General features: G+C 71.7%; 24 protein-coding genes. 20 read left to right on the forward strand and 4 right to left on the reverse strand.

Translation table 11 applies throughout. The features are described 5' to 3' along the window. Positions 1–269 precede the first annotated feature (269 nt). The 5 genes from rpsA (at position 270) to OG900_30715 (ending at position 5,037) form a co-directional block, all read left to right on the forward strand. Positions 270–1,772 carry a 30S ribosomal protein S1 gene (gene rpsA, locus OG900_30695; protein WUH94063.1) on the forward strand — a complete coding sequence of 501 codons (1,503 nt, stop codon included), beginning with the start codon at positions 270–272 and terminating at the stop codon, positions 1,770–1,772. A 156-nt stretch (positions 1,773–1,928) separates the two neighbouring features. Continuing rightward, complete coding sequence (locus tag OG900_30700) at positions 1,929–2,867, forward strand: PAC2 family protein (GenBank protein ID WUH94064.1); 939 nt, start codon at positions 1,929–1,931, stop codon at positions 2,865–2,867. A gap of 38 nt (positions 2,868–2,905) precedes the next feature. After that, complete coding sequence (gene coaE, locus OG900_30705) at positions 2,906–3,508, forward strand: dephospho-CoA kinase (GenBank protein WUH94065.1); 603 nt, start codon at positions 2,906–2,908, stop codon at positions 3,506–3,508. A gap of 115 nt (positions 3,509–3,623) precedes the next feature. Further along, positions 3,624–3,986, forward strand: coding sequence for a tetratricopeptide repeat protein (locus OG900_30710; protein WUH94066.1), 363 nt, complete (start codon positions 3,624–3,626; stop codon positions 3,984–3,986). Between the two features lie 124 nt (positions 3,987–4,110). After that, positions 4,111–5,037 carry a slipin family protein gene (locus OG900_30715; GenBank protein ID WUH94067.1) on the forward strand — a complete coding sequence of 309 codons (927 nt, stop codon included), beginning with the start codon at positions 4,111–4,113 and terminating at the stop codon, positions 5,035–5,037. 112 nt (positions 5,038–5,149) lie between these two features. Here the strand turns inward: OG900_30715 and OG900_30720 are convergent, their stop codons facing one another. After that, on the reverse strand, positions 5,150–5,677 hold the full coding sequence (locus tag OG900_30720; protein WUH94068.1) for a methylated-DNA--[protein]-cysteine S-methyltransferase: 528 nt from the start codon (positions 5,675–5,677) through the stop codon (positions 5,150–5,152). 139 nt (positions 5,678–5,816) lie between these two features. Here OG900_30720 and uvrB point away from each other — a divergent pair, with 139 nt between their 5' ends. From uvrB to OG900_30745, 5 genes are all read left to right on the forward strand, one after another. Next, positions 5,817–7,910: an excinuclease ABC subunit UvrB gene (gene uvrB, locus OG900_30725; protein WUH94069.1), complete on the forward strand. Its 2,094-nt coding sequence runs from the start codon at positions 5,817–5,819 to the stop codon at positions 7,908–7,910. Positions 7,911–8,020: 110 nt separating this feature from the next. After that, positions 8,021–8,599: a tellurium resistance TerZ family protein gene (locus OG900_30730; protein ID WUH94070.1), complete on the forward strand. Its 579-nt coding sequence runs from the start codon at positions 8,021–8,023 to the stop codon at positions 8,597–8,599. 61 nt (positions 8,600–8,660) lie between these two features. Beyond that, positions 8,661–10,679, forward strand: coding sequence for a TerD family protein (locus OG900_30735; GenBank protein ID WUH94071.1), 2,019 nt, complete (start codon positions 8,661–8,663; stop codon positions 10,677–10,679). Positions 10,680–10,763: 84 nt separating this feature from the next. Further along, positions 10,764–11,798: a TerC family protein gene (locus tag OG900_30740; GenBank protein ID WUH94072.1), complete on the forward strand. Its 1,035-nt coding sequence runs from the start codon at positions 10,764–10,766 to the stop codon at positions 11,796–11,798. Between the two features lie 80 nt (positions 11,799–11,878). Continuing rightward, positions 11,879–12,889: a cytochrome c oxidase assembly protein gene (locus OG900_30745; GenBank protein WUH94073.1), complete on the forward strand. Its 1,011-nt coding sequence runs from the start codon at positions 11,879–11,881 to the stop codon at positions 12,887–12,889. A gap of 64 nt (positions 12,890–12,953) precedes the next feature. On the opposite strand, the gene OG900_30750 is transcribed toward OG900_30745, so the two are convergent. Beyond that, a complete protein-coding gene (locus tag OG900_30750; protein ID WUH94074.1) occupies positions 12,954–13,907 on the reverse strand; it encodes a WYL domain-containing protein in 954 nt (317 codons plus the stop codon). A 39-nt stretch (positions 13,908–13,946) separates the two neighbouring features. Between OG900_30750 and OG900_30755 the strand changes: the two genes are divergently transcribed. From OG900_30755 to OG900_30765, 3 genes are all read left to right on the forward strand, one after another. Then, complete coding sequence (locus tag OG900_30755; protein WUH94075.1) at positions 13,947–14,426, forward strand: hypothetical protein; 480 nt, start codon at positions 13,947–13,949, stop codon at positions 14,424–14,426. Beyond that, entirely contained in the window at positions 14,423–14,872 is a 450-nt protein-coding gene (locus tag OG900_30760; protein WUH94076.1) for a hypothetical protein, read from the forward strand. The genes OG900_30755 and OG900_30760 overlap by 4 nt, the downstream gene beginning before the upstream one ends. A 76-nt stretch (positions 14,873–14,948) precedes the next feature. Next, a complete protein-coding gene (locus tag OG900_30765; protein ID WUH94077.1) occupies positions 14,949–15,380 on the forward strand; it encodes a hypothetical protein in 432 nt (143 codons plus the stop codon). Positions 15,381–15,401: 21 nt separating this feature from the next. On the opposite strand, the gene OG900_30770 is transcribed toward OG900_30765, so the two are convergent. Both OG900_30770 and OG900_30775 read right to left on the reverse strand, forming a co-directional pair. Then, on the reverse strand, positions 15,402–16,058 hold the full coding sequence (locus OG900_30770) for an MBL fold metallo-hydrolase (protein ID WUH94078.1): 657 nt from the start codon (positions 16,056–16,058) through the stop codon (positions 15,402–15,404). Positions 16,059–16,062: 4 nt separating this feature from the next. Next, positions 16,063–16,797 carry a maleylpyruvate isomerase family mycothiol-dependent enzyme gene (locus OG900_30775; protein WUH94079.1) on the reverse strand — a complete coding sequence of 245 codons (735 nt, stop codon included), beginning with the start codon at positions 16,795–16,797 and terminating at the stop codon, positions 16,063–16,065. Positions 16,798–17,027: 230 nt separating this feature from the next. Between OG900_30775 and uvrA the strand changes: the two genes are divergently transcribed. From uvrA to gap, 7 genes are all read left to right on the forward strand, one after another. Beyond that, positions 17,028–20,006 carry an excinuclease ABC subunit UvrA gene (uvrA, locus tag OG900_30780; GenBank protein WUH94080.1) on the forward strand — a complete coding sequence of 993 codons (2,979 nt, stop codon included), beginning with the start codon at positions 17,028–17,030 and terminating at the stop codon, positions 20,004–20,006. Between the two features lie 67 nt (positions 20,007–20,073). Continuing rightward, positions 20,074–20,493, forward strand: a complete 420-nt coding sequence (locus OG900_30785; GenBank protein WUH94081.1) for a Rieske (2Fe-2S) protein — start codon at positions 20,074–20,076, stop codon at positions 20,491–20,493. A 96-nt stretch (positions 20,494–20,589) separates the two neighbouring features. Then, complete coding sequence (uvrC, locus tag OG900_30790; GenBank protein ID WUH94082.1) at positions 20,590–22,671, forward strand: excinuclease ABC subunit UvrC; 2,082 nt, start codon at positions 20,590–20,592, stop codon at positions 22,669–22,671. Between the two features lie 29 nt (positions 22,672–22,700). Further along, positions 22,701–23,594, forward strand: a complete 894-nt coding sequence (gene rapZ / locus OG900_30795) for an RNase adapter RapZ (GenBank protein WUH95994.1) — start codon at positions 22,701–22,703, stop codon at positions 23,592–23,594. 2 nt (positions 23,595–23,596) lie between these two features. Then, positions 23,597–24,613, forward strand: a complete 1,017-nt coding sequence (yvcK, locus tag OG900_30800; GenBank protein WUH94083.1) for a uridine diphosphate-N-acetylglucosamine-binding protein YvcK — start codon at positions 23,597–23,599, stop codon at positions 24,611–24,613. After that, positions 24,604–25,581: a DNA-binding protein WhiA gene (gene whiA, locus OG900_30805; GenBank protein WUH94084.1), complete on the forward strand. Its 978-nt coding sequence runs from the start codon at positions 24,604–24,606 to the stop codon at positions 25,579–25,581. The genes yvcK and whiA overlap by 10 nt, the downstream gene beginning before the upstream one ends. Before the next feature lie 404 nt (positions 25,582–25,985). After that, positions 25,986–26,990, forward strand: coding sequence for a type I glyceraldehyde-3-phosphate dehydrogenase (gene gap / locus OG900_30810; GenBank protein WUH94085.1), 1,005 nt, complete (start codon positions 25,986–25,988; stop codon positions 26,988–26,990). Positions 26,991–26,993: the final 3 nt, after the last annotated feature.

The raw sequence follows: 26,993 nt of genomic DNA on the forward strand, positions 1-26,993 counted from the left end.
TACTCTCTGGAAAGACCTGCGGTCGGGGGACTTGCGCCGGTTTGGTTCGTTACGCGCCCGGTGCGCTCTTCGTGCATTGACCGTGCCCGGCTGCCCCCGTATGCTACAAGTTGCGCTGCGAGCCTGCGCGCCTCAGACGGAGCAGGCCACGCTCGAATCTGCTGACCGATCCCACGGCCTCTCGGCCGCGGGTGCCGCGGCAGGATTGAAAAAGGCTCCCGGCGTAGCTGTACCTACGACTTACTGTCCGTACCGGAGTCCTTTCCCTAATGACGAGCAGCACCGAGGCCCCTCGTACCACCCCGCAGGTGGCGGTCAACGACATCGGCAACGAGGAAGCCTTCCTCGCCGCGATCGACGAGACGATCAAGTACTTCAACGACGGCGACATCGTCGACGGCGTCATCGTGAAGGTCGACCGGGACGAGGTCCTGCTCGACATCGGTTACAAGACCGAAGGCGTCATCCCTTCACGCGAGCTGTCGATCAAGCACGACGTCGACCCCAACGAGGTCGTCAAGGTCGGCGACGAGATCGAGGCCCTGGTCCTCCAGAAGGAGGACAAGGAAGGCCGCCTGATCCTCTCGAAGAAGCGTGCGCAGTACGAGCGCGCGTGGGGCACCATCGAGAAGATCAAGGAAGAGGACGGCATCGTCACCGGTACCGTCATCGAGGTCGTCAAGGGCGGTCTCATCCTCGACATCGGCCTGCGCGGCTTCCTGCCCGCGTCGCTGGTCGAGATGCGGCGCGTGCGCGACCTGCAGCCCTACGTGGGCAAGGAGCTCGAAGCCAAGATCATCGAGCTGGACAAGAACCGCAACAACGTGGTCCTGTCCCGCCGTGCCTGGCTGGAGCAGACCCAGAGCGAGGTCCGCCAGACCTTCCTCACCACCCTGCAGAAGGGCCAGGTGCGCTCCGGCGTCGTCTCCTCCATCGTCAACTTCGGTGCGTTCGTGGACCTCGGCGGCGTCGACGGTCTGGTGCACGTGTCCGAGCTGTCCTGGAAGCACATCGACCACCCCTCCGAGGTCGTCGAGGTCGGCCAGGAGGTCACGGTCGAGGTCCTGGACGTCGACATGGACCGCGAGCGCGTCTCCCTGTCGCTGAAGGCGACCCAGGAAGACCCGTGGCAGCAGTTCGCCCGGACCCACCAGATCGGGCAGGTCGTGCCCGGCAAGGTCACCAAGCTCGTTCCGTTCGGTGCGTTCGTGCGCGTCGACGAGGGCATCGAGGGCCTGGTCCACATCTCCGAGCTGGCCGAGCGCCACGTGGAGATCCCGGAGCAGGTCGTCCAGGTCAACGACGAGATCTTCGTCAAGGTCATCGACATCGACCTGGAGCGCCGCCGGATCTCGCTGTCCCTCAAGCAGGCCAACGAGTCCTTCGGTGCCGACCCGGCCTCGGTCGAGTTCGACCCGACGCTCTACGGCATGGCCGCGTCGTACGACGACCAGGGGAATTACATCTACCCCGAGGGCTTCGACCCCGAGACGAACGACTGGCTCGAGGGCTACGACAAGCAGCGCGAGGAGTGGGAGGGCCAGTACGCCACGGCCCAGACCCGCTTCGAGCAGCACCAGGCCCAGGTCATCAAGTCCCGCGAGGCCGACGAGCAGGCGGCGGCCGAGGCCGGCACCGCGGCTCCGGCTCCCGGCGGCACCGGCACCGGCGGCGGTTCGTACTCCTCGGAGTCCGACGACACCTCCGGCGCCCTCGCCTCCGACGAGGCCCTGGCGGCCCTGCGCGAGAAGCTGGCCGGCGGCCAGAGCTGACCGCTGACCACCGGCTGTCGCGGCCCCGCCCCCCTGTCCGGGGGGCGGGGCCGCACTGCGTGGTGAGGTCCCGGACGGCCGGGATCCGCGGCCCGGGTGGGAATGGGGGGCCGTGGTTGTTCGTTGTGGTGACAGAGAACGAGGAGGACGATCATCGTGCTGGATCCGCAAGGGCTGTATGAGTACGTGCCGGGCGGGGCCGAGGCCGTGGACGAAGCGGTCGGGGACACAGGGCCCGTGCTGCTGTACCACTTCGAGGGTTTCATGGACGCCGGCGAGACCGGCGAACAGATCAGCCAGCAGCTGCTCGATCGGCTGGACAACCAGCTCATCGCGCGTTTCGACGCCGACCGGCTGGTGGACTACCGGGCCCGCCGCCCGCTGATGACCTTCGAACGGGACCACTGGACTTCCTACGAAGCACCGGAGATCGACCTCTATCTGGTGCGTGACACCACCGGCACCCCGTTCCTGCTGCTCACCGGCTCCGAGCCGGACGTGGAGTGGGAGCGCTTCGCCACCGCCGTGCTCCAGGTCATCGAGCGCCTCGGCGTGCGGCTCGCCATCAACTTCCACGGCATCCCGATGGGCGTCCCGCACACCCGCCCGGTCGGCCTGACGCCGCACGGCAACCGGGTGGACCTGATGCCCGGTCACCGCGCCTGGTTCGACGAGGCCCAGGTGCCCGGCAGCGCGTCCGCGCTGGTCGAGCTGCGGCTTGCCGAGGCCGGGCGCGACGTGCTCGGGGTCGCCGCCCACGTGCCGCACTACCTGGCCCGCTCCCCGTATCCGGACGCGGCCCTGGCCGTCCTTGAGGCGATCACCGCCGCGACCGGCCTGGTCCTGCCCGAGATCGCGCACGCCCTGCGCAATGAGGCGCACACCGTGCGGGTCGAGATCGACCGGCAGGTCGCCGAGGGCGACGGCGAGCTGGTGTCCGTGGTGCGCGGCCTGGAGAGCCAGTACGACGCGGTCGAGGGGTCGCAGTCCCGCGAGAGCCTGATCGCCGAGCCCGTCGACCTGCCCACGGCCGACGACCTCGCGGCGGAGTTCGAGCGCTTCCTCGCCGACCGGGAGGACGACGGCGGGCGCTGAGCGGGTGGCCGGGCGGACCGCCCAGTAGGCTGGCCGGCATGCTGACAGTGGGTCTGACCGGCGGTATCGGGGCCGGCAAGAGCGAGGTGGCACGGCTGTTCGCCTCGTACGGCGCGGTGCTGATCGACTCCGACCGGATCGCCCGCGAGGTGGTGGCGCCCGGCACCGCCGGGCTGGCCGCGGTGGTCGCCGAGTTCGGTGACGGCGTGCTGGCCCCCGACGGGTCGCTCGACCGGCCGAAGCTCGGCGCGATCGTCTTCGCAGACGACGAGTGCCGCAAGGTGCTCAACGCGATCGTGCACCCGCTGGTCGGCGCGCGCTCCGCCGAGATGCAGCGGTCCGCGAAACCCGACGACATCGTGCTGCACGATGTACCGCTGCTCACCGAGAACGGCCTGGCATCCGCCTACGACCTGGTCGTCGTGGTGGACGTCGACCCCGCCACCCAGCTGGAGCGGCTGGTGCGGCTGCGCGGCATGACGGAGGACGAGGCCCGGTCCCGGATGGCCGCCCAGGCCACCAGGGCGCAGCGGCTCGCGATCGCCGACCTGGTGATCGACAACGACGGCCCGCTCGACGCCCTGGAGGCGCAGGCGCGGGCCGTGTGGCGGCGGCTGCGCGACCGGCTCCGCGACCAGTAGGGCGCGGTCGGGCCCCCGGTAGGCCGTACGCGGGGGAATGCGATTGGCGACCGGCGTGTTGGGTATGTCTGACCAGACGATCATTCGTCGCCGGCCCGATGTCAGGGAGGCGGACTTGCCTGAGCGCAGCCCCGAGACCGATGTGATCAACTTCCGCGCCGCCGAGCAGCTGCTCGCCGCGCGCGACCCGCGCGGCGCGGTCAAGCTGCTCGACCCGGTCATCGCCGCGCACCCGGACAACACCGCGGCCCGCCTGCTGCGGGCCCGCGCGTTCTTCCTCGCCGCGCAACTGCGCCCGGCCGAGCTGGAATTCCAGATCGTGCTGGAGCGCGAGCCGGACAACGCGTTCGCCCACTTCGCGCTCGGCCGCACCCTGGAGCGCGCCGACCGGGCCGACGAGGCGAAGCGGCACTTCCGGCTGGCCGCGGCACTCGACCCGCAGCCCGACTACCTCGCCGCGGCCCGCTTCGACGCCTGACCGGCCCGCGCCGGCGCCGTCCGCCGACGACTCGTCAAACTCCTGTCAAGAAAGCCCCCCCGCCGGTGCGGCCGGCGGGGGCTGCCGTTATCTTCACACCCTTGACCGAGGGGAGCGGGGGGACATGGAAGCCGTCGTGGTGCTGCTGGTCGTGGCAGCGGTGATCGGCCTGATAGGGCTGATGAGCAGTGTCCGGGTCGTCAAGCAGTACGAGCGCGGTGTCGTCTACCGCTTCGGCCGGGTCAACCGGCTGCCCAAGGAGCCCGGACCGCGGGTCCTGGTGCCCTTCATGGACCGGATGACCAAGGTCAACATGCAGGTCGTCACCATGCCGGTGCCCTCGCAGGAGGGCATCACCCGTGACAACGTGTCGGTCCGGGTGGACGCGGTGCTCTACTTCCGGGTCGTGGACCCGGTCCGGGCGACCGTGGACGTGCAGAACTACCAGTTCGCGATGCTCCAGGTCGCGCAGACCTCGCTGCGGTCGATCATCGGCAAGAGCGACCTGGACGACCTGCTGTCCGGCCGGGAGAAGCTGCACGAGGGCCTGGAGCTGATGCTGTCCACCCCCGCCACCGGCTGGGGTGTGCACATCGACCGCGTCGAGATCAAGGACGTGGCGCTGCCGGAGTCCATGAAGCGCTCCATGGCGCGGCAGGCGGAGGCGGACCGGGAGCGGCGCGCCAGGATCATCACCGCCGACGGCGAGCTGCAGGCCTCGCACAAGCTCTCCGAGGCGGCCAGGACCATGGACGCCAACCCGGCGGCCCTCCAGCTGCGCATGCTGCAGACCGTGGTGGAGGTCGCCGCCGAGAAGAACTCGACGCTGGTGCTGCCCTTCCCGGTGGAGCTGCTGCGCTTCTTCGACCGCGCGGCCCAGGGCTCGGGCGCCACCCCGCCCGCGGCGCCGGAGGCCGGCAGCGCGCCGGCCGCCGACCCCGGGATCGCGGCGGCGGACGAGCCGGGCGAGGTCGGGCCGGCCGGCCGCACCGAGCTGCCGAGCCCCGCGTCACCGCTGCAGATCCCCGACCCGCGGACCTCCGAGGAATGACCCGCTCCTGCGACCGCGCCCCGCGGGATGCCCGGGAATGACCGGCCGCCGCGACCGCGCCCCGCGGCCGTAGCGCACCCACGGTCCCGGGGCCCTCCTGCCCGCGCCGCCGTCAGAACAGCGGCGCGGGCAGCACGCCTTCGAGCGCCAGCAGTGTCCGCTTGATCTCCAGGCCGCCGCCGAAGCCGCCTATGCCGCCGCCGCTCTCGATCACCCGGTGGCAGGGAACCACCACGGGCAGCGGATTCGCACCCATCGCGCCGCCCACCGCACGGGCCGCGTCCGGCTCGCCGACCCGGTCCGCCAGGTCCTGGTAGCCGACCACCGTGCCGTACGGCACGCCCTCGGCCAGCTCGCGCAGCACCCGCCGCTGGAATCCGGTGATCAGCGACCAGTCAAGCGGCAGGTCGAAGTCCTTGAGAGCGCCCGCGAAATAGCCGTCGAGCTGGGCCGTCACCGGGGCCAGCCGCGCGGCGTCCTCGACCGGGGCGCAGCCCAGCCGCCGCCCCGCGGCCGCGACCGCCCGCGCGGCGGTCTCCTCGTCGGCCCTGAAGGCGACGAGCACCAGGCCCTCGTCTGTGGCCGCGAGCAGCAGCGGTCCGATGGGCGCGTCGTAAAGGGTCCAGGCAGCACCGGTCATGCGCGCAAGCCTAGGCGGGGGGTCCGACAGCGTACCCGTGCCGTCACCGAGGGTGGCCGTAAGGCGGTGGCCTGCCGCCCGGGTGCCCGCGGCCCGGCGGTCGCGGCCGATTGTCGGTGGGTGGTCGTACCGTGGTGACATGCGGCCCGTATCAGACATCGAACGAACTGTGGCGCCCTTCGAGGTCGTCAGTCCCTTCCAGCCCAGCGGTGACCAGCCCGCGGCCATCGACGACCTGGAGCGGCGGATCCGCGCGGGGGAGCAGGACGTGGTGCTGCTCGGTGCCACCGGCACCGGCAAGTCCGCCACGACGGCCTGGATGATCGAGCGGCTGCAGCGCCCCACCCTGGTGATGGCGCCCAACAAGACCCTCGCGGCACAGCTGGCCAACGAATTCCGCGAGCTGCTGCCGAACAACGCGGTCGAATACTTCGTCTCGTACTACGACTATTACCAGCCCGAGGCGTACGTCCCGCAGACCGACACCTACATCGAGAAGGACTCCTCGATCAACGAGGAGGTGGAGCGGCTCCGGCACTCCGCCACCAATTCCCTGCTGACCAGGCGGGACGTCGTCGTGGTCGCCTCGGTGTCCTGCATCTACGGCCTGGGCACCCCGCAGGAGTACATCGACCGCATGGTGCGGCTCAAGGTCGGCGACGTGATCGACCGCGACCAGCTGCTGCGCCGCTTCGTCGACATCCAGTACACGCGCAACGACCTGGCCTTCACCCGCGGCACCTTCCGGGTGCGCGGCGACACCGTGGAGATCTTCCCGGTCTACGAGCAGCTGGCCGTGCGGATCGAGATGTTCGGCGACGAGATCGAGGCGCTCTACACGCTGCACCCGCTCACCGGCGAGGTCATCACGGAGGACGAGCAGATCTACGTCTTCCCCGCGACGCACTACGTGGCGGGTCCCGAGCGGATGGAGCGGGCCATCGCCGGCATCGAGAAGGAGCTGGAGGGCCAGCTCGCGACGATGGAGAAGCAGGGCAAGCTGCTGGAGGCCCAGCGGCTGCGGATGCGCACCACGTACGACATCGAGATGATGCGGCAGATCGGCAGCTGCTCCGGCATCGAGAACTACTCGCGGCACATCGACGGCCGCGAGCAGGGCAGCGCTCCCGACACCCTCATCGACTACTTCCCCGAGGACTTCCTGCTGGTCATCGACGAGTCGCATGTCACCGTGCCGCAGATCGGCGCGATGTACGAAGGTGACGCGTCCCGCAAGCGCACCCTGGTCGACCACGGCTTCCGGCTGCCGTCCGCGCTGGACAACCGGCCGCTGAAGTGGGAGGAGTTCCTGACCCGGGTCGGCCAGAGCGTCTACCTGTCGGCGACCCCCGGTCCTTACGAGCTGTCCCGCGGCGACGGCGTGGTCGAGCAGATCATCCGCCCGACCGGCCTGATCGACCCGGAGGTCGTGGTCAAGCCCACCGAGGGCCAGATCGACGACCTGGTGCACGAGATCAGGCTGCGCACCGAGAAGGACGAGCGCGTCCTGGTGACCACGCTGACCAAGAAGATGTCCGAGGACCTCACCGACTACCTGCTGGAGCTGGGCATCCAGGTCCGCTATCTGCACAGCGACATCGACACCCTGCGCCGGGTCGAGCTGCTGCACGAGCTGCGGGCCGGGGAGTACGACGTGCTGGTCGGCATCAACCTGCTGCGCGAGGGGCTCGACCTGCCCGAGGTGTCGCTGGTGGCGATCCTGGACGCCGACAAGGAGGGCTTCCTGCGGTCCGGCACCTCGCTGATCCAGACCATCGGCCGCGCGGCCCGGAATGTGTCGGGCCAGGTGCACATGTACGCCGACCGGATCACCCCCGGCATGGAGCGGGCGATCGAGGAGACCAACCGCCGCCGCGAGAAGCAGATCGCGTACAACACCGAGCGCGGGGTCGATCCGCAGCCGCTGCGGAAGAAGATCGCCGGCATCCTGGACTCCTTCGCCCGCGAGGACGCCGACACCGAGGAGCTGCTCGGCTCCGGGCGGCAGCGCTCGCGCGGCAAGGCGCCGGTCCCCGGCCTGTCGGCGAAGCCCGGCAAGCGCACCACGGGCCCGCTGCCGGCCGAGGAACTGGCCGACCTCATCGGGCAGCTGACCGACCAGATGCACTCGGCGGCGGCGGAGCTCCAGTTCGAGGTGGCCGCCAGGATCCGGGACGAACTGGGGGACCTGAAGAAGGAGTTGCGCCAGATGCGGGAGGCGGGAATGGCGTGACACCGGCGTAAATCGGCACCGGACGAACCGGGATACGGTCGGGCCGCGTCTTGTTAGGGTGCGGGGCAACAAACCGCACACATCAGGTGACGGGTGAGAGGGGCAAGCGCGTGACGGTCAACATGACCAAGGGCCAGAAGATCAGCCTGAGCAAGGCCGACGGAGGCTCGTTGACGGCGGTCAGGATGGGGCTGGGCTGGAAGGCGGCACCGCGTCGCGGGCTGTTCGGCAGCCGTACCAGGGAGATCGACCTGGACGCCTCCGCGGTGCTCTTCGCCGACAAGCAGCCGGTTGACGTGGTCTTCTTCCGCCACCTCACCAGCGACGACGGCTCCGTCCGGCACACCGGCGACAACCTGGTCGGCGGTGTCGGCCAGGGCGGTGACGACGAGTCGATCGTCGTGGACCTGTCCCGGGTCCCGGTGCACGTCGACCAGATCATCTTCACCGTCAACTCCTTCACCGGCCAGACCTTCGCCGAGGTGGAGAACGCGTTCTGCCGCCTGGTGGACGAGACCAACGGCCAGGAGCTGGCCCGCTACACGCTGACCGGCGGCGGCGCGTACACCGCGCAGATCATGGCGAAGGTGCAGCGCGGCGCGACCGGCTGGTCGATGACGGCGATCGGCACCCCGGCCAACGGCCGGACGTTCCAGGACCTGATCCCGGCCATACTCCCCGCGCTCTGACGGCGGGTCCGGCCGTACGGCCGTAGCAGTTCACCTACACAGGAAGACGGGGGCGGCGGACATGACGGCCGAACTGGTCCGGGGCCAGAACCATCCGCTGCCCGGCAACCGGCTGGAGATCCGGGTGTCGGCGGGCACACCGGTGGTGGCCGCGGTGACCCTGGGGGACGAGGCGGGCCGGGTCGTCGGCGACGGCGAATGGCTCGCCCACCCCGGAGTGCCGCAGCTCGCGGGTGTCGAGGTGCCGCGGCAGGCCGCCGCTGACCACCGGCTCGCCGTGGACCTCGGCGCGATGCCGCCCCCCGTGCACCGGGTGCACGTGCTGCTCGCGCTGCCCGGCGCCGCGGCCCGCCCGGGTGCCCCCGCCGACTTCGGCGCCGCCCCCGTCCCCCGGCTCGCCGTCACCACGCCGGACGGCGCCGCCATCGCCGGCTTCAGCATCACCGGCCTCGGCGCCGAGACCGCCCTGCTGGCCGTCGAGCTCTACCGCCGCCAGTCCGCCTGGAAGGTCCGCGCGGTCGGCCAGGGCTACGGTGGCGGCCTGCCCGCCCTCTTCCTCGACCAGGGCGTCCCCGACCCGTCGGGCGCGGCCGCGGCCATCCACACGGCGGTCGACCGCGAGCAGGCCCGCGCCATCACCCCGCCACCGGCCCCTCCGGCCACGGGCGGCGGCCACGCGGGCCGTGTCGACCTGGGCGGTACGGCCGCGGGTCCGGCGTCCGGTGCGGGCATGTCGGGGACGGGCGGCGTCCGGTACGAGCGCGGGCCGGCGGGCGCCGGCGGCGGGCAGCCGCCGGGAGCCTCCGCGACCGCGAGCGGTGCCCAGCCGTCCGCGACCGGCGGGCCCGTGGACTACCGGCACCCCAGGCGGCGCACCGCGCCCGCCGCGCCGCCGCCTGCTGCCGCGCCGCCGCGGTCCGGGCAGGTGCCGCCGCCGCGGGCCGCCGGTCCGGTGCCCCCGCCGCCGCCCGCTGACGCGCCGCGCGTGCCGATCGCCGGGGATGCCGCCGGGCGGTCCATGGAGGAGCGGCTCTACAACCAGGTCTGGGGCATGTTCGAGGACCTGTCGCGGACCGTGGCGGCCTACCGCAGCGCCGCCGACTTCGCCGAGTCGCGGTTCGAGCAGGAGCTCGACCGGCTGCTGGCAGACCCGCGGACCCGGGGCGGCCCGGCGGCCGAGGCGGCCCGCGAGGCCGCGCAGGCCAAGCAGGCCGCGCTGGTCGACCAGGCACGGGCGGTGCTCGACCGGGACCTGGCGCAGCTCGCCGCCGAGTCCGAGGCCGTCGAGCCGGCGCTGCCGCCGGAATTCGCCGGCTGGGAGAATCCGGTGTGGCACGCCTACCGGGTGCCCGCCCGGCTGCCGCTCGCGGTGCGCCTGGGCAGCCTGAGCCTGCCGGAGGCGCCCGAGCTGCGCATCCCGCTGCTGAGCAGGCTCCCGCTGGAGCGCGGCCTGTGGCTGGACAGCGCGGAGAACCGCAGGGCGGCCATGGAGGCCGCGGTCGCCGTCGCGGCCCGGCTGCTCGCCTCCCACCCGGTGGGCACCTTCGCGGTGCACGCCCTGGACCCGGCGGGCTCCGGCGCGGCCGCGCTGGCCCCGCTGCACGCCGGCGGCGCGCTCGTGCTGCCGCCGCCCGCCGCGGGCGCGGCCGGGGTCAGCGACCTGCTGACCCGGCTCACCGAGCGGGTCGACCTGATACAGATGGCCAGGCGCGGCGGCGCGGCCGAGGACCTGCCGCCCGGCTTCGACACAGCGGAGCAGCTGCTGATCGTCAACGAGTTCCCGTACGGCTTCGACGACCGCTCGGTCAACCAGCTGCGCTATCTCGCCGACGAGGGCCCGTCGGCGGGCGTGCACCTGCTGGTGGTGGCCGACCGGGAGGACGCGGCGGCCTACGGCCCGGTGCTCGACCCGCTGTGGCGCTCGCTGCTGCGGCTGACCCCACTGCCCAGCGACCATCTGGCCGACCCGTGGGTGGGCCACGCCTGGACCTACGAGCCGCCGCTGGTGCCGCCGGGCAGCCGCGTCCTGGCCGACGTGCTCAGGCAGCTGGCCGCGGCACGCCCGGCGTACGGCACCTGACCTGCGCTTGGTGTCGCCTTTACCATTTTTTGGTTATTCGTGTACGGTTCTTTGACTGAGTCATTTCGACCCGCCGGAGGACCTGTGGACGTCTCCCTCGCCCTCTGGGTGCTGACCATCGCTGGGCTGTGCGCGCTGATCGGCGCGGACTTCCTGGTCGGCCGCACCCCCCACGACGTGTCCGTCCGGGAGGCGGGCCTGTGGACCGCCGTCTGGGTGGTGCTCGCCGCGCTCTTCGGCCTCGGCCTGCTGCTCTTCTCGGGCGGACAGCCCGCGGGAGAGTTCTTCGCGGGCTACATCACCGAGAAGTCCCTCAGCGTCGACAACCTCTTCGTCTTCGTGCTGATCATGGGCAAGTTCGCGGTGCCCACGCACTACCAGCAGCGCGTGCTGCTGGTCGGTGTGCTGATAGCGCTGGTGCTGCGCGCGGTCTTCATCGCCGCCGGCGCCACGATCGTCGCCAGCTTCTCCTGGGTGTTCTTCATCTTCGGCGCCTTCCTGATCTGGACGGCGTGGAAGCTGATCAAGGAGGCCCGCACCGAGCAGGAGGACGACGCCGAGTTCGAGGAGAACCGGCTGATGAAGATGGTCGAGAAGCGGATCCCCGCGACCGACCGCTACCACGGCACCCGGCTCTTCATCACCCAGAACGGCAAGCGGCTGATGACGCCGATGCTGGTCGTGATGCTGGCCATCGGCACCACCGACGTGCTGTTCGCCATGGACTCCATCCCGGCGATCTTCGGCCTGACCCAGGACCCGTACATCGTCTTCACCGCCAACGCCTTCGCCCTGATGGGCCTGCGGCAGCTGTACTTCCTGATCGGCGGGCTGCTCAAGAAGCTGGTCCACCTGTCCTACGGCCTGTCGGTGATCCTCGGCTTCATCGGCGTGAAGCTGCTGCTGCACGCGCTGCACGAGGCAGGCGTCCACGTCCCCGAAATCTCCATCCCGGTCTCGCTGGGCGTCATCGTCGCCGTCCTGGCCGTCACCACGGCCACCAGCCTGCTGGCCGTCCGCGGCAAGGAGCCCGAGGCGGGGAAGGACACGGAGGGCGACCAGGGCGCCGACGACCACGACACGCCGACCGGTACGTCCGACCAGCGCATAGGCGCCTGACCTCCCCCTGCGTGCCGCGCACCGCCCGCCGGGGTCTACCGTGGCCCCGTTGCGGACGGTAGACGTGGAAAGGCGCGGATGTGGCGAGCCCCCAGGCCCTCCCCGAGCTGACCGGAGCCCGGTATCTCGACGCCTGGCAGCTCGACGCGGCGGCCCTCGCCGTCGTCCTGCTGCTCGGCGCCGGCTACGCCTACGGGGTACGCCGCCGGCGGCGCGCGGGGGAGCGGTGGCCGCTGTGGCGTACCGCCGCCTTCTTCGTCCTGGGCCTGGGCACCCTGGTGGTCGCCACGATGTCCTCACTCGCGGTCTACGACCGGGTCCTCTTCTGGCCCGCGGCCGTGCAGAACATCCTGCTCGACCTCTTCGCCCCGCTCGGCCTGGCACTCGGCGACCCGCTGGGGCTCGCCGACCCGGACGGACGGCTGCACCGGGCCTTCACCTCCCGGCCGGTGCGCGCCCTGACCTATCCGCTGGTCAGCTCGCTGCTGGTGCTCGCCTCCGAGCTGACCATCTACTTCACCCCGTATTTCGCCACCGCGCTGGGCAATCCGCTGGTCCGCCAGCTGATGCACCTGCAACTGCTCCTGACCGGCAGCCTGTTCGTCCTGCCCATGCTCAGCCGGCAGGAACTGCTGCCGCGCTGGTGCACCCACCCGGTGCGGGCGGCCCTGGTCTTCCTCGACGGGCTCTTCGACTCGGTGCCCGGCATCGTGGTGATGACCAGCGGCACCCTGGTCGCCGGCCACTGGTACACCGACCACCCGCGCGGCTGGGGGCCCAGCGTGCAGCACGACCAGATGCTCGGCGGCGGGCTGATGCTGACGCTGGCCGAACTCGTCGGGCTGCCCTTCATCCTGCTGGTCTTCATGGAGTGGTGGCGGGCCGAGCGCGGCAAGACCGCGGAGCTGGACGCCCGGCTCGACCGCGAGGCCGCCCTCGCCGCGCCCACCCCCTCGGCGCCCGCCTCCGCGGTGCCGCCCGCCTCCGCGGAGGCCGCTCCCGCTGCCGCCCCCGCCGTGCCAGGGATGACCAGGCCCTGGTGGGAGACCGACCAGGGCGAGGTCGGCGAGCGGATGCGCCGGGGCCGCTGACGCCTGCTTCGGGCGGCGCCCTTCCCCGGGGCCACCCCAGCAGGTCGGCCCCCGCAGGGGAGCGTCAGTCCTGGTAGGCGGCGGCCAGCGCGCGGGCGGTCGCGGCGAGCCGGTCCCGCAGCTCCGGCGGTTCCAGCACCTCCGCCTCGGCGCCCAGCGACAGGAAGTAAGCGTGCGCCTGGTCCAGCGACTCGGTCGGCAGCGTCGCGCGGACCCAGCCGTCCGGTTCTGTGCCGCCGGTCGTGGCCAGCGCCCGCGCCGCGGGCCCGGTCAGCCCCGCGGCCGCCCGCGGCGAGAGCCGTACCACCGCCTCGCCGCGCCGCAGCCGAGCGTGGAAGTCCTCCTGGTAGCGCCGCCAGTGGTCGGCCAGGTCGAAGTCCGCGGGCACCTCGAAGCGCTCCTCGGCCACCGACAGCCGCAGGATCTGGTCGACCCGGTAGGTGCGCGGCCCGGGGCCCGCCACCGCGTACCAGCGGCCCGCCTTGAGCACCAGGCCGTACGGTTCGAGCCGCCGGTCGACGTCGGTCGGCTCCTTCCAGCGGCGGTAGCGCACCTGGAGGACCCTGCCGTGCCACACCGCGTCGGCGACCTGCGGCAGATACGGCACCTCGGCGTCGGCGGCGTACCAGCCGGGCGCGTCCAGGTGGAAGCGGGTGCGCATCCGGTCGGCCTGCTCGCGCAGCTCGGGCGGCAGCGCGGCCCGCAGCTTGAGCTGGGCGGCGGCCAGCGCGGGCCCCAGGCCCAACTCCGCGGCCGGGCCCGGCACGCCCGCGAGGAACAGCGCCTCGGCCTCGCCGGCGTTCAGCCCGGTCAGCCGGGTCCGGTAGCCGGCCAGCAGCTGGTAGCCGCCGCGGTGCCCGGCGTCGCCGTAGAGCGGCACACCGGCCGCGTGCAGCGACTCCACGTCCCGGTAGACGGTGCGCGGCGAGACCTCCAGCTCCGCCGCCAGCTCGGCGGCGGTCATCCGGCCGCGGGTCTGGAGCAGCAGCAGGATCGACAGCAGGCGGCTGGACTTCACTGACACAGGGTGTCAGGGAATCGGCCTTACGGTCCAGCCATGGCTTTCCGCGAGAAGTTCCTCACCGTGCCGCCGCCGATCGACGTGGCCGGCAGGCGCGTCAAGCGCTACCACGTCACCGCAGACCCTGCCGGGATCGCGCCCGACGTCGAGAAGTCGGCGTACGCGCTCCTGCCCGATCTGCTGCCGGAAGCCGACGGCACACCCGGCGCGGCCTTCGTCGTCCTGCACAGGGGAGAGGACGACGGGGCATATCTCAACGCCTACACCTGGGCATGGGACAACGCGCTGCACTTCGCGGGAGCCGCGGCGGGGCAGCCCGTCCTGGGCTGCCCCGACCAGGACCCGACCCATTTCGTCCGCATCGAGCCGCGCTTGATCGGCTGCGTGTGGGAGCTGCCGCCGATCCGCCACGAGCGCGACGCCTGGGTCCGCCACGTCCTCAGCCCCGACCGGCCCGACCTGGCCGGCTACGTCAACGACTCGCTGCCCGCGGGCAGCACGGGAGACCGCGCGTGAACGACTTCGACTTCCTCACCGGCACCTGGGACGTCGCCAACCACCGGCGCACCGACTTCCTCGACCCCGACAGCGGGTGGGAGGACTTCCCCGGTGTCAGCACCGCCTCACGGCACTTCGGCGGCGGCGCCAACTTCGACGAGATCGCCTTCCCCACCCTGGGCACGTCGGGCCTGACGCTGCGGCTTTACGACGTGGAGCGCGAGGAGTGGTCGCTGTACTGGTCGAGCAGCCGTACGGGCCTTCTCTTCCCGCCGGTGACCGGCCGCTTCGCCGACGGCACGGGAATCTTCCACGGCGACGACACCCACCACGGCAAGGACGTCAAGGCGCGCTTCGTGTGGTCAGGCATCACCGCCGGCGCCGCCCGCTGGGAGCAGGCCTTCTCGGTGGACGGCGGCGACAGCTGGCTGACCAACTGGGTCATGGAGCTGACCCGGCGCTGACGGGGCCGCCCCGGGCTGTCATCATCACCCCTTTGAGCGAGCGTCAGCTGACGCACTGTGAACCCAGGGGGACCCTTTGCCATACGCCCGGAAGTCCGCGGCCCGCCTCGCCACCGTGGCCGCCGCCGTCGCGGTGGTGGCGCTCACCGGCTGCGGCGGTGGATCGCCCTACAAGAAGACGGGTGTCACCAGGACGCTCCCCAGCCTGACGGGGAACACCCTGGCGGCCGCACGGTCCGCCGCTTCGGCCGCGGGCTTCGGCAATGTCAGCGTGAGCGACGCCACCGGTGCGAAGCGCACGGCCTCGTCGGGCGCGGACTGGCAGGTCTGCTTCCAGAACCCCGCGTCCGGCAGCGCCGACACCGGCATACCCGTGCGCCTGTCCGTGGCGAAGGTCACCGAGAGCTGTCCGGCCGAGGACGGCGGCAGGTCGGCGACCACCAGCCACGGCTCGACCACGACCCGCCATGTGACGAAGTCCCACCGGAGCCGTACCCGCCGCCACTGACGCCGCCGCCCGCCGGGCGCCTCACCAGCCGCGTTCGCGCCACTCCGGCAGGTGCGGGCGCTCGGTGCCCAGGGTGGTGTCGTCGCCGTGGCCCGGGTAGACCCAGGTCTCGTCGGGGAGCGGGTCGAAGAGTTTGCTGGTGACGCCGTCGAAGAGGGAGGTGAAGGCGGCGGCGTCCTCGTGGGTGTTGCCGACCCCGCCGGGGAAGAGGCAGTCGCCGGTGAAGATGTGCGGGTGCCCGTGCGGGTCGTCGTAGACCAGGGCGATGCTGCCCGGGGTGTGGCCGACGAGGTGCCGGGCGGTCAGGGTGATCCGGCCGACCTCGACGGTGCCGAGGTCGTCCACCGGCACGTCGGTGGGGACCGGGATGCCCTCCACGTCGTCGCGGCCCGCGTAGGTGCGGGCGCCGGTCGCCGCGACCACCTCCCGCAGGGCCTGCCAGTGGTCGGGGTGCCTGTGGGTGGTCACCACCGAGGTCAGGCCGTCGGGGCCGACCAGGTCGAGCAGCGTGTCCGGCTCGGCTGCCGCGTCGATGAGCAGCTGCTCACCGGTGGCGCGGCAGCGCAGCAGATACACGTTGTTGTTGTACTTCCCGACCGCGACCTTGCTGATGATCAGATCGCTCAGTTCGTGCACGTCGGGGGCTCCGCCCACCGTCACCTGTCCGCTGTACGCCATGCCGTCAGCCTAGCGGCGGCAGCACCGGCAGCGGGCGTCCTTCCGGGCTCACGTCGAGCCCGTCGCCCCGGCCGCGGCCGCTGACCCAGGCCAGCAGGGCGCGGGTCGGGCCCGACACGGTCAGCTCGGGCTGCTCGGCGGCCCCCAGGTCCCAGGAGAGGTCGGAGCCGGTGTCGCGCAGCCGTACGGGTGCCACGCCCTCGTGGGCGGTCAGGTCGCCGATGATCCAGGACAGCTCGCGGTCCGCGAAGCCGGCCGGCAGGTCGTCCGCGGTGTGGCCGGTGCCGAGGTCGACGTGGTGCAGCCGCACCTCGATCAGCCGCCGCCAGGGGATCTCGGCGGCCGCGATCACCCGCCCCGAGCGCATCGCGACCTGGGCCGCCCAGGCCGCGGGCGGCAGCGCGCCGACGGCCGCGGCGAGACGGTCCGCGGACTCCCGCAGGTCGTCGAGCTGCTCGGCCGGCGGCCTGGCGGCGCCGGCCTCGATGTCGCGGTCGCGGGTGGCCGCGTCGGCGTACATCGGGGTCTCCTCGCCGGTCTCCGCCCAGGTCAGCAGGTTCACCAGCGCGTCGGCATTGCGGGCGACGTGGGACAGCACGTGGCCGCGGGTCCAGCCGGGCAGCAGGGAGGGTCCCGCCAGGTCCTCCGCGGACAGCCCGGCCACGGCGTCGAGCAGCTGCCCGGTCGCCTCCGCCACGTCGGCCGCATCGCGCTCGGGGTCGGGTCGTTGGACGGTCACAGGCGCTCCCGGTGGTTCGTCGGCGGTACGGGCATCAGGTTTCCGTATGCCCCGCGGTACGGACAGCGATGCGCACCACACGATCGGGTGAACCTGGCAGGACGACCCCGGAAATCGAATGCACGTGCTATATGGTCGTTGTGTCGCAACCGCAGCGACAGGAAGAAATCCCGAGCGCACCCCGTTTAGGCTGACTGGGGGGTGACGTCTCTCCCCCGCTTCTAGGAAAGGTGCGCACTGGCGTGGCCGATCGACTCATCGTCCGTGGGGCTCGCGAGCACAATCTGAAGAACGTCTCGCTGGAGCTGCCCAGGGACTCGCTCATCGTGTTCACCGGTCTGTCCGGTTCCGGCAAGTCCTCGCTGGCTTTCGACACGATCTTCGCCGAGGGCCAGCGCCGGTACGTCGAGTCGCTCTCGTCCTACGCGCGGCAGTTCCTCGGCCAGATGGACAAGCCGGACGTGGACTTCATCGAGGGCCTGTCGCCGGCCGTCTCCATCGACCAGAAATCCACCTCGCGCAACCCGCGGTCCACCGTCGGCACCATCACCGAGGTCTACGACTACCTGCGGCTGCTCTTCGCGCGGATCGGCAAGCCGCACTGCCCCGAGTGCGGCCGCCCGATCTCCCGGCAGTCGCCGCAGGCGATCGTGGACCGGGTGCTGGAGCTGGAGGAGGGCAGCCGCTTCCAGGTGCTCTCGCCGCTGGCCCGCGAGCGCAAGGGCGAGTTCGTCGACCTCTTCGCGGATCTGCAGACCAAGGGGTACAGCCGGGCCAGGGTGGACGGCGCGACCGTCCAGCTCACCGACCCGCCGAAGCTCAAGAAGCAGGAGAAGCACACCATCGAGGTGGTCGTCGACCGCCTCACGGTGAAGGACTCCGCCAAGCGCCGGCTCACCGACTCGGTCGAGACCGCGCTCGGGCTGTCCGGCGGCATGGTGATCCTGGACTTCGTGGACCTGCCCGAGGACGACCCGCAGCGCGAGCGGATGTTCTCCGAGCACCTGTACTGCCCGTACGACGACCTGTCCTTCGAGGAGCTGGAGCCGCGCTCCTTCTCCTTCAACTCGCCCTTCGGCGCCTGCCCCGACTGCACCGGCATCGGCTCGCGGATGGAGGTCGACCCGGAGCTGATCGTCCCCGACGACCAGAAGTCGCTGCGGGAGGGTGCCATCGCGCCCTGGACCGGCGGCATGTCGAAGGGGTATTTCGAGCGGCTGGTCGACGGCCTGGCCACCGAGCTGGGCTTCCGTACGGACATCCCGTTCGCCGGGCTGCCGGCCAGGGCCAAGAAGGCCCTGCTCTACGGCCACAAGTCCGAGGTCCGCGTCGCGTACAAGAACCGCTACGGCCGCGACCGGGTGTACAACGCGCAGTTCGAGGGCGCGGTGCCGTTCGTCAAGCGCCGGCACCAGGACTCCGAGAGCGACTCCAGCCGGGAGCGCTTCGAGGGCTACATGCGCGAGGTGCCCTGCCCGACCTGCGAGGGCAGCAGGCTCAAGCCGATCGTGCTGGCCGTCACCGTGCAGGACCGCTCCATCGCCGATGTCGCCGCGATGTCGATCAGCGACTGCGCCGAGTTCCTGGGCGCGATGAGGCTGGACGCCAGGGACCGCAAGATCGCCGAGCGGGTGCTCAAGGAGGTCAACGAGCGGCTGAGGTTCCTGGTCGACGTCGGCCTGGACTACCTGTCGCTCAACCGGGCGGCCGGCACCCTGTCCGGCGGCGAGGCCCAGCGCATCCGGCTGGCCACCCAGATCGGCTCCGGCCTGGTCGGCGTGCTCTACGTGCTGGACGAGCCGTCCATCGGCCTGCACCAGCGGGACAACCACCGGCTGATCGAGACCCTGGTCCGGCTGCGGGACCTGGGCAACACGCTGATCGTGGTGGAGCACGACGAGGACACCATCAAGACCGCCGACTGGGTGGTCGACATCGGCCCCGGCGCCGGCGAGCACGGCGGCAAGGTCGTGCACTCCGGGTCGCTCAAGGAGCTGCTGGGCAACGAGGAGTCGCTGACCGGGCAGTATCTGGCCGGCAAGCGGTCCATCCCCACGCCGGACGTCCGCCGTCCGATCGACCGCAAGCGGCAGCTGACCGTGCACGGCGCCCGCGAGCACAATCTGCAGGACATCGACGTGTCCTTCCCGCTCGGGGTGCTCACCGCGGTCACCGGTGTGTCGGGCTCCGGCAAGTCCACCCTGGTCAACGACATCCTCTACACCCACCTGGCCCGCGAGCTGAACGGCGCGCGCAGCGTGCCCGGCCGCCACACCCGGGTGGACGGCGACGACCTGGTGGACAAGGTCGTGCATGTCGACCAGTCGCCGATCGGCCGCACCCCGCGCTCCAACCCGGCGACGTACACCGGGGTGTTCGACCATGTGCGGCGGCTCTTCGCCGAGACGATGGAGGCCAAGGTCCGCGGCTATCTGCCGGGCCGGTTCTCCTTCAACGTCAAGGGCGGCCGCTGCGAGAACTGCGCGGGCGACGGCACGATCAAGATCGAGATGAACTTCCTGCCGGACGTGTACGTGCCGTGCGAGGTCTGCCACGGGGCGCGCTACAACCGGGAGACCCTGGAGGTGCACTACAAGGGCAAGTCCATCGCCGAGGTGCTCGACATGCCCATCGAGGAGGCGCTGGACTTCTTCGAGGCGGTGCCCACCATCGCCCGCCACCTGCGCACCCTGCACGAGGTCGGCCTGGGATACGTCAGGCTCGGCCAGTCCGCGCCGACGCTGTCCGGCGGTGAGGCGCAGCGCGTCAAGCTCGCCTCCGAGCTGCAGAAGCGCTCCACCGGGCGGACGGTCTACGTCCTGGACGAGCCGACCACCGGGCTGCACTTCGAGGACATCAGCAAACTGATCAAGGTGCTGTCCGGGCTGGTCGACAAGGGCAACTCGGTGATCGTCATCGAGCACAACCTGGACGTCATCAAGACCGCCGACTGGGTCATCGACATGGGCCCCGAGGGTGGCAACGGCGGCGGTCTCGTGGTCGCCGAGGGCACCCCCGAGCAGATCGCGGGCGTCCCGGCCAGCCACACCGGCAAGTTCCTGCGCGACGTGCTGGCGGCCGAGCGGATCAGCGACGCCGCCGTGCCGGCGCCCAGGAAGCGCGCGGCGAGCAGGACGGCGGCCAAGGCCCCGGCCAAGACGGCCGCCAAGAAGACCGCGGCGGCCAGGAAGCGGGCGGCCAAAGCGTAGGCACAGCCAGGGGACGTAAGGTACGGGTCGCACACGCACGAGCGGACCCGTACCACCTGGAGCACGTATGACCAGCGACATGCCCGCCTGCCGCCGTACCGTCCTGCGGGGCGCGGCACTGGCCGGGGCCGCCGGAGTCGGACTGACCGCCTGCGGCGGCAAGAACGGCTCGGCGGCCGGCCCCGGCAAGGCCGTGGAGCTGGGCGCCGCCAGCGAGGTGCCGGTCGGCGGCGCCAAGCTCTACCGCGACGACAAGGTCGTGGTGTCGCAGCCGCAGCAGGGCACCTTCAAGGCCTTCAGCGCGGTCTGCACCCACCAGGGCTGCGTGGTCGACTCGGTGGAGGGCACGACCATCTCCTGCCCCTGCCACGGCAGCCAGTTCGACGCCGGGACCGGGGCCGTCGTCCAGGGACCGGCGACCAAGGCGCTGCCCGCCGTCCACGTCACGGTGGCGGGCGGCAGGATCACCGCGGGACCCGCGAGCTGACCCGTCGGCCGGGCCGTCCCGGATGCCCGGACTCCCGGGTTCCGGGACCCCGAGCCTGACCCCGGTTTGTCGTATCCCGCCAGTAGGGTGGGAAGCATGGCAGACCCCAGCAGCTACCGACCGAAGCCGGGCCAGATCCCCGACTCTCCCGGGGTCTACAAATTCCGGGACGAGCACGGCAGGGTGATCTACGTCGGCAAGGCGAAGAGCCTGCGCCAGCGCCTGTCGTCGTACTTCCAGGACATCACCAACCTGCACCAGCGCACCGCCACCATGGTGACGACCGCCGCCGCCGTGGAGTGGACGGTGGTCTCCACCGAGGTCGAGGCGCTGCAGCTCGAGTATTCCTGGATCAAGGAGTTCGACCCGCGGTTCAACGTCAAATACCGCGACGACAAGAGCTATCCGTCCCTCGCCGTCACCATGAACGAGGAATTCCCCCGCGTCCAGGTGATGCGCGGCCCCAAGCGCAAGGGCGTGCGCTACTTCGGCCCCTACGCCCACGCCTGGGCGATCCGCGAGACCGTCGACCTGCTGCTGCGGGTCTTCCCGGTCCGCACCTGCTCCGCCGGGGTCTTCAAGCGCTCCGCCCAGATCGGCCGGCCCTGCCTGCTCGGCTACATCGGCAAGTGCTCCGCGCCCTGCGTCGGCCGGATCAGCGAGCCCGACCACCGCGAACTGGCCGAGGAGTTCTGCGACTTCATGGCCGGCCACACGGGCACGTATCTGCGCAGGCTCGAACAGCGCATGAAGGACGCCGCGTCCGCCATGGAGTACGAGCAGGCGGCCCGGCTGCGCGACGACCTGGAGGCGCTGCGCCGCGCCATGGAGAAGAACGCGGTGGTGCTCGCCGACGCCACCGACGCCGACCTGATCGCGGTCGCCGAGGACGAGCTGGAGGCCGCCGTCCAGATCTTCCACGTCCGCGGCGGCCGGGTCCGCGGCCAGCGCGGCTGGGTCACCGACAAGGTCGAGGCGGTCGACACCGCGGACCTGGTCGAGCACGCGCTCCAGCAGCTCTACGGCGAGGAGTCCGGCGACGCGGAGCAGTCCGGCGGCAGCGGCGGAGTGCCCAAGGAGGTGCTGGTCCCCGCGCTGCCCTCGCCCGCGGAGCCGGTCGCCCAGTGGCTGTCGGACCGGCGCGGCTCCCAGGTGAGCCTGCGGGTGCCGCAGCGCGGCGACAAGAAGGACCTGATGGCCACCGTGCAGCGCAATGCGCAGCAGGCGCTGGCGCTGCACAAGACCCGGCGGGCCTCCGACCTGACCACCCGCTCGCGGGCGCTGGAGGAGATCGCCCAGGCCCTGGACCTGGACACCGCGCCGCTGCGCATCGAGTGCTACGACATCAGCCATCTGCAGGGCGACGACGTGGTCGCCTCGATGGTGGTCTTCGAGGACGGCCTGGCCCGCAAGAGCGAATACCGCCGCTTCCAGATCAAGTCCTTCGCCGGGCAGGACGACGTCCGCTCCATGCACGAGGTGATCTCCCGGCGCTTCCGCCGCTATCTGCTGGAGAAGCAGAAGACCGGCGAGTGGGAGCCCGACCAGCCGCGCAGCGGCGAGGTCGCCGCGGACGAGCCGGTCGGCGGGCCCATCGACCCGGACACCGGGCGGCCGCGCAAGTTCGCCTATCCGCCGCAGCTGGTCGTGGTCGACGGCGGGCAGCCGCAGGTCGCCGCCGCCCGGCGGGCGCTGGACGAGCTGGGGATAGCCGACGTCTTCGTCTGCGGCCTGGCCAAGCGGCTCGAAGAGGTCTGGGTGCCGGGCGACGACGACCCGGTGATCCTGCCGCGCAGCAGCGAGGGCCTCTACCTGCTCCAGCGGGTCCGCGACGAGGCGCACCGCTTCGCCATCGGCTACCAGCGCAGCAAGCGCTCCAAGTCGATGAAGGCCGGCGCCCTGGACGACGTGCCGGGCCTGGGCGGGACGCGCAGGCAGGCACTGCTCAAGCACTTCGGTTCGCTCAAGCGGCTGCGCGCGGCGACCGTCGAGGAGATCTGCCAGGTCCCGGGGATCGGCCGCCACACGGCGGAGACGGTCGCCGCGGCCCTGGCGTCCGCGGCCCCGGCCGCACCCGCGGTGAACACCGCGACCGGAGAGATCATCGAAGAGGACGACCGTACGGCCGCCGGCGCACCGCCGGCGGACGGCCGACAACATCGGGGGAAGAGCACATGAGCGAGCAGGACGAACAGGACAGTACGCATATGAGCGGCGCAGGAGCGGGTGAGGCCGGCGAGGCCATCCCGGAACTGGTGATCATCTCCGGCATGTCGGGAGCGGGCCGCAGCACCGCGGCGAAATGCCTGGAGGACCTGGGCTGGTTCGTGGTGGACAACATGCCGCCCGCCCTCATCCCGACCATGGTGGACCTCGGCGCCCGCTCCCAGGGCAATGTGGCGCGGATCGCCGTCGTGGTGGACGTACGCGGCCGGCAGTTCTTCGACAACCTCAGGGAGTCCCTCGCGGACCTGGAGGCCAAGCACGTCAAGCGCCGGGTGATCTTCCTTGAGGCCTCCGACGACGTGCTGGTGCGCCGCTTCGAGTCCGTGCGCCGCCCGCATCCGCTCCAGGGCCAGGGCCGCATCGTGGACGGCATCGGGGCGGAGCGGGACCTGCTGCGCGAGCTGCGCGGCGACGCCGACCTGGTGGTCGACACCTCCAGTCTGAACGTGCACGAGCTGCGCGCCAAGCTCGACGCGCAGTTCGCCGGCGAGGAGGAGCAGGAACTTCGGGCGACCGTGATGTCGTTCGGATTCAAGTACGGGCTGCCGGTCGACGCCGACCTGGTGGTGGACTGCCGCTTCCTGCCGAATCCGCACTGGGTTCCCGAGCTGCGCCCCTTCACCGGGCTCAACGACGAGGTGGCCACGTATGTGTTCAACCAGCCCGGCGCCAAGGAGTTCCTCGACCGGTATGCCGAGCTGCTGCACATCATCGCCGCCGGCTACCGCCGCGAGGGCAAGCGGTATGTGACGATCGCCGTCGGCTGTACGGGCGGCAAGCACCGCAGCGTGGCGATGTCGGAAAGGCTGGCCGCACGGCTGGCGGCGGACGGAGTGGAGACGGTGACGGTGCATCGGGACATGGGGCGCGAGTGATCATGACGGGTCGGCGGCAGCGCCGCACCGGCCGTACGGGCACGGGCCGCGGCCGCGGTGTGCCGCCGAAGGTGGTCGCCCTGGGCGGCGGCCACGGACTGGCCGCCTCACTGGCGGCGCTGCGCCGGATCACCGGCGACCTCACCGCGGTGGTCACCGTCGCCGACGACGGCGGCTCCAGCGGCCGGCTGCGCAGCGAGATGGGGGTGCTGCCGCCCGGTGACCTGCGCAAGGCGCTGGCCGCGCTGTGCGGGGACGACGAGTGGGGCAGGACCTGGTCCCAGGTGGTGCAGCACCGTTTCGTCAGCAGCGGCGACCTGCACGGCCACGCGGTCGGCAATCTGCTGATCGTCGCACTGTGGGAGCAGCTGAACGACGAGGTCGCCGCCCTGGAGTGGGTCGGCCGGCTGCTCGGCGCGCACGGCCGGGTGCTGCCGATGTCCGCCGTCCCGCTGGACCTGCACGCCCTCGTCCGCGGCCACGACCCCGCCGCGCCCGACGAGCTGTCGACCGTGCGGGGCCAGGCCACCGTCGCCCTCACGCCCGGCGAGGTGCAGGAGGTGATGCTGGAGCCCGCCGACCCGCCGGCCGTGCCGGAGGCCGTCCAGGCGGTGCTCGACGCCGACTGGGTGGTGCTCGGCCCCGGCTCCTGGTTCTCCTCGGTGATACCGCACCTGCTGGTGCCGGAATTGGCCGACGCGCTGATGACCACCAGGGCGCGGCGCGTCCTCACCCTCAACCTCGCGCCGCAACCCGGCGAAACCGCCGGATTTTCTCCGCAGCGTCACTTGGAGGTTTTGGGGCGACACGCCCCTAAACTCACCATTGACGTGGTTCTCGCCGACGAGGCCGCCGTCCCGGACCGTGACAGCCTCGACGAGGCCGCGCTGCGGCTGGGCGGCACGGTCGAACTGGCCCCGGTCGCCGCCCCCGACGGGCCGCGGCACGACCCGGAGCTGTTGGCCGCCGCGTATGACCGGATTTTTCGTATGCGTGGAAGGATCGGCCCATGGCGATGACGGCAGCGGTGAAGGACGAGATTTCCCGGCTCCCCGTCACCCGGACCTGCTGCCGCAAGGCGGAGGTCTCGTCGATCCTCCGCTTCGCCGGCGGCCTGCACCTGGTGAGCGGCCGGATCGTGATCGAGGCGGAGCTGGACACCGGGATCGCGGCGAGGCGGCTCCGCAAGGACATCCTGGAGATCTTCGGCCACTCCTCCGACCTGGTCGTGATGGCGCCCGGCGGGCTGCGCCGCGGCAGCCGGTATGTGGTCAGGGTGGTCGCCGGCGGCGACCAGCTGGCCCGGCAGACCGGCCTGGTGGACGGCCGCGGGCGCCCCATCCGCGGGCTGCCCCCGCAGGTCGTCTCCGGCGCCACCTGCGACGCGGAGGCCGCCTGGCGCGGGGCCTTCCTCGCGCACGGCTCGCTGACCGAGCCGGGCCGCTCGTCCTCGCTGGAGGTCACCTGCCCCGGCCCCGAGGCCGCCCTCGCCCTGGTCGGCGCCGCCCGCCGGCTGCAGATCCCGGCCAAGGCGCGCGAGGTGCGCAATGTCGACCGGGTCGTCGTACGCGACGGCGACGCCATCGGCGCGCTGCTGACCCGGCTGGGCGCGCACGACTCCGTGCTGGCCTGGGAGGAGCGCCGCATGCGGCGCGAGGTCAGGGCGACCGCCAACCGGCTCGCCAACTTCGACGACGCCAACCTGCGGCGGTCGGCGCGGGCCGCCGTCGCGGCGGGCGCGCGGGTCCAGCGGGCGCTGGAGATCCTCGGCGACGAGGTGCCCGAGCACCTCGCTGCCGCCGGGCGGCTGCGGATGGACCACAAGCAGGCCTCGCTGGAGGAGCTGGGCTCCCTGGCGGAGCCGCCGCTGACCAAGGACGCGGTCGCGGGAAGGATCAGGCGCCTTCTGGCGATGGCCGACAAGCGGGCGTCCGACCTGGGGCTGCCCGGCACCGAGGCCAGCCTCACCGACGAGATGGTCGGCTGACAGCTCGGCCGCTCTCCCCGGGGTGCGCCCCGGGGCCCGCCGCCGCGCTGCCGCGTGAGGCGGCGCTCCCTCAGAGGCGCTGGAAGCCGCGCGCCCGGCAGCCGACCCACTCGACCCGCTGCACGCCGGCACCGGCCCGAAGGGGCCGTTGCTGTCGTATACGGACCACCGGGCGGTGGGTGGTTGCTCGCGCCGTTCCCCGCGCCCCCCATGGCGTGCCTCCCGCCGCGTGGCCCGCGCGGGGCATGCCTTTCCGGGCGGGCGCGGGCGGCCCGGAAACAGGCCGGAGGCAGGTGGGTGATGTCACCGGGGGGACACGGGCGAGGTAGGGTCGGGGGTGGTCGGGGACATCCCATATTTCGCAGCCGGAATGGATTCCGGCCACTGAGCGAGGAGATCGGTTCGTGACGATCCGGGTAGGCATCAACGGCTTCGGCCGCATCGGGCGTAACTTCTTCCGCGCCGCCCTGGAGCAGGGCGCGGACATCGAGATCGTGGCTGTCAACGACCTGGGTGACACCGCGACCACGGCGCACCTGCTGAAGTACGACACCATTCTTGGGCGCCTCAAGGCCGAGGTCACCCACACCGCGGACTCCATCACCGTCGACGGCAAGACGATCAAGGTGCTGGCCGAGCGCGACCCCGCGGCGATCAACTGGGGCGAGCTGGGCGTCGACATCGTCGTCGAGTCGACCGGCATCTTCACCAAGGCCGCCGACGCGGGCAAGCACATCGCGGGCGGTGCCAAGAAGGTCATCATCTCGGCGCCCGCCACCGACGAGGACATCACCATCGTCATGGGCGTCAACCAGGACGCGTACGACCCGGCGAACCACAACATCATCTCGAACGCCTCGTGCACCACGAACTGTGTGGCGCCGATGGCGAAGGTGCTGCTGGAGAACTTCGGCATCGTCAAGGGCCTGATGACGACGGTCCACGCGTACACCAACGACCAGCGCATCCTGGACTTCCCGCACAAGGACCTGCGCCGTGCCCGCGCCGCCGCGGAGAACATCATCCCGACCACCACGGGTGCCGCCAAGGCGACCGCCCTGGTCATCCCGCAGCTCAAGGGCAAGCTGGACGGCATCGCGATGCGCGTGCCCGTCCCCACCGGCTCGGTCACCGACCTGGTCATCGACCTGGAGCGCGAGGTCACCAAGGACGAGGTCAACGCCGCGTTCCTGAAGGCCGCGCAGGGCCAGCTCAAGGGCATCCTGGAGTACACCGAGGACCCGATCGTGTCCTCCGACATCGTGAACTGGCCGGCCTCCTGCACCTTCGACTCCTCGCTGACCATGGCGCAGGGCAAGACGGTCAAGGTCATCGGCTGGTACGACAACGAGTGGGGCTACTCCAACCGCCTGGTGGACCTCACGGTCTTCGTCGGCAACCAGCTCTGACCG

This window comes from Streptomyces sp. NBC_00433, from assembly GCA_036015235.1.
GTDB lineage: Bacteria > Actinomycetota > Actinomycetes > Streptomycetales > Streptomycetaceae > Actinacidiphila.

What these genes read in the sequence shown, in the direction of transcription:
- yvcK (WUH94083.1), top strand. Translation starts at nt 23,597, where the DNA reads ATGACGGGTCGGCGGCAGCGCCGCACCGGCCGTACGGGCACGGGCCGC.
- uvrC (WUH94082.1), top strand. Translation starts at nt 20,590, where the DNA reads ATGGCAGACCCCAGCAGCTACCGACCGAAGCCGGGCCAGATCCCCGAC.
- whiA (WUH94084.1), top strand. Translation starts at nt 24,604, where the DNA reads ATGGCGATGACGGCAGCGGTGAAGGACGAGATTTCCCGGCTCCCCGTC.
- OG900_30715 (WUH94067.1), top strand. Translation starts at nt 4,111, where the DNA reads ATGGAAGCCGTCGTGGTGCTGCTGGTCGTGGCAGCGGTGATCGGCCTG.
- OG900_30785 (WUH94081.1), top strand. Translation starts at nt 20,074, where the DNA reads ATGACCAGCGACATGCCCGCCTGCCGCCGTACCGTCCTGCGGGGCGCG.
- coaE (WUH94065.1), top strand. Translation starts at nt 2,906, where the DNA reads ATGCTGACAGTGGGTCTGACCGGCGGTATCGGGGCCGGCAAGAGCGAG.
- rapZ (WUH95994.1), top strand. Translation starts at nt 22,701, where the DNA reads ATGAGCGGCGCAGGAGCGGGTGAGGCCGGCGAGGCCATCCCGGAACTG.
- rpsA (WUH94063.1), top strand. Translation starts at nt 270, where the DNA reads ATGACGAGCAGCACCGAGGCCCCTCGTACCACCCCGCAGGTGGCGGTC.
- OG900_30755 (WUH94075.1), top strand. Translation starts at nt 13,947, where the DNA reads ATGGCTTTCCGCGAGAAGTTCCTCACCGTGCCGCCGCCGATCGACGTG.
- uvrB (WUH94069.1), top strand. Translation starts at nt 5,817, where the DNA reads ATGCGGCCCGTATCAGACATCGAACGAACTGTGGCGCCCTTCGAGGTC.
- OG900_30720 (WUH94068.1), bottom strand. Translation starts at nt 5,677, where the DNA reads ATGACCGGTGCTGCCTGGACCCTTTACGACGCGCCCATCGGACCGCTG.
- OG900_30735 (WUH94071.1), top strand. Translation starts at nt 8,661, where the DNA reads ATGACGGCCGAACTGGTCCGGGGCCAGAACCATCCGCTGCCCGGCAAC.
- OG900_30770 (WUH94078.1), bottom strand. Translation starts at nt 16,058, where the DNA reads ATGGCGTACAGCGGACAGGTGACGGTGGGCGGAGCCCCCGACGTGCAC.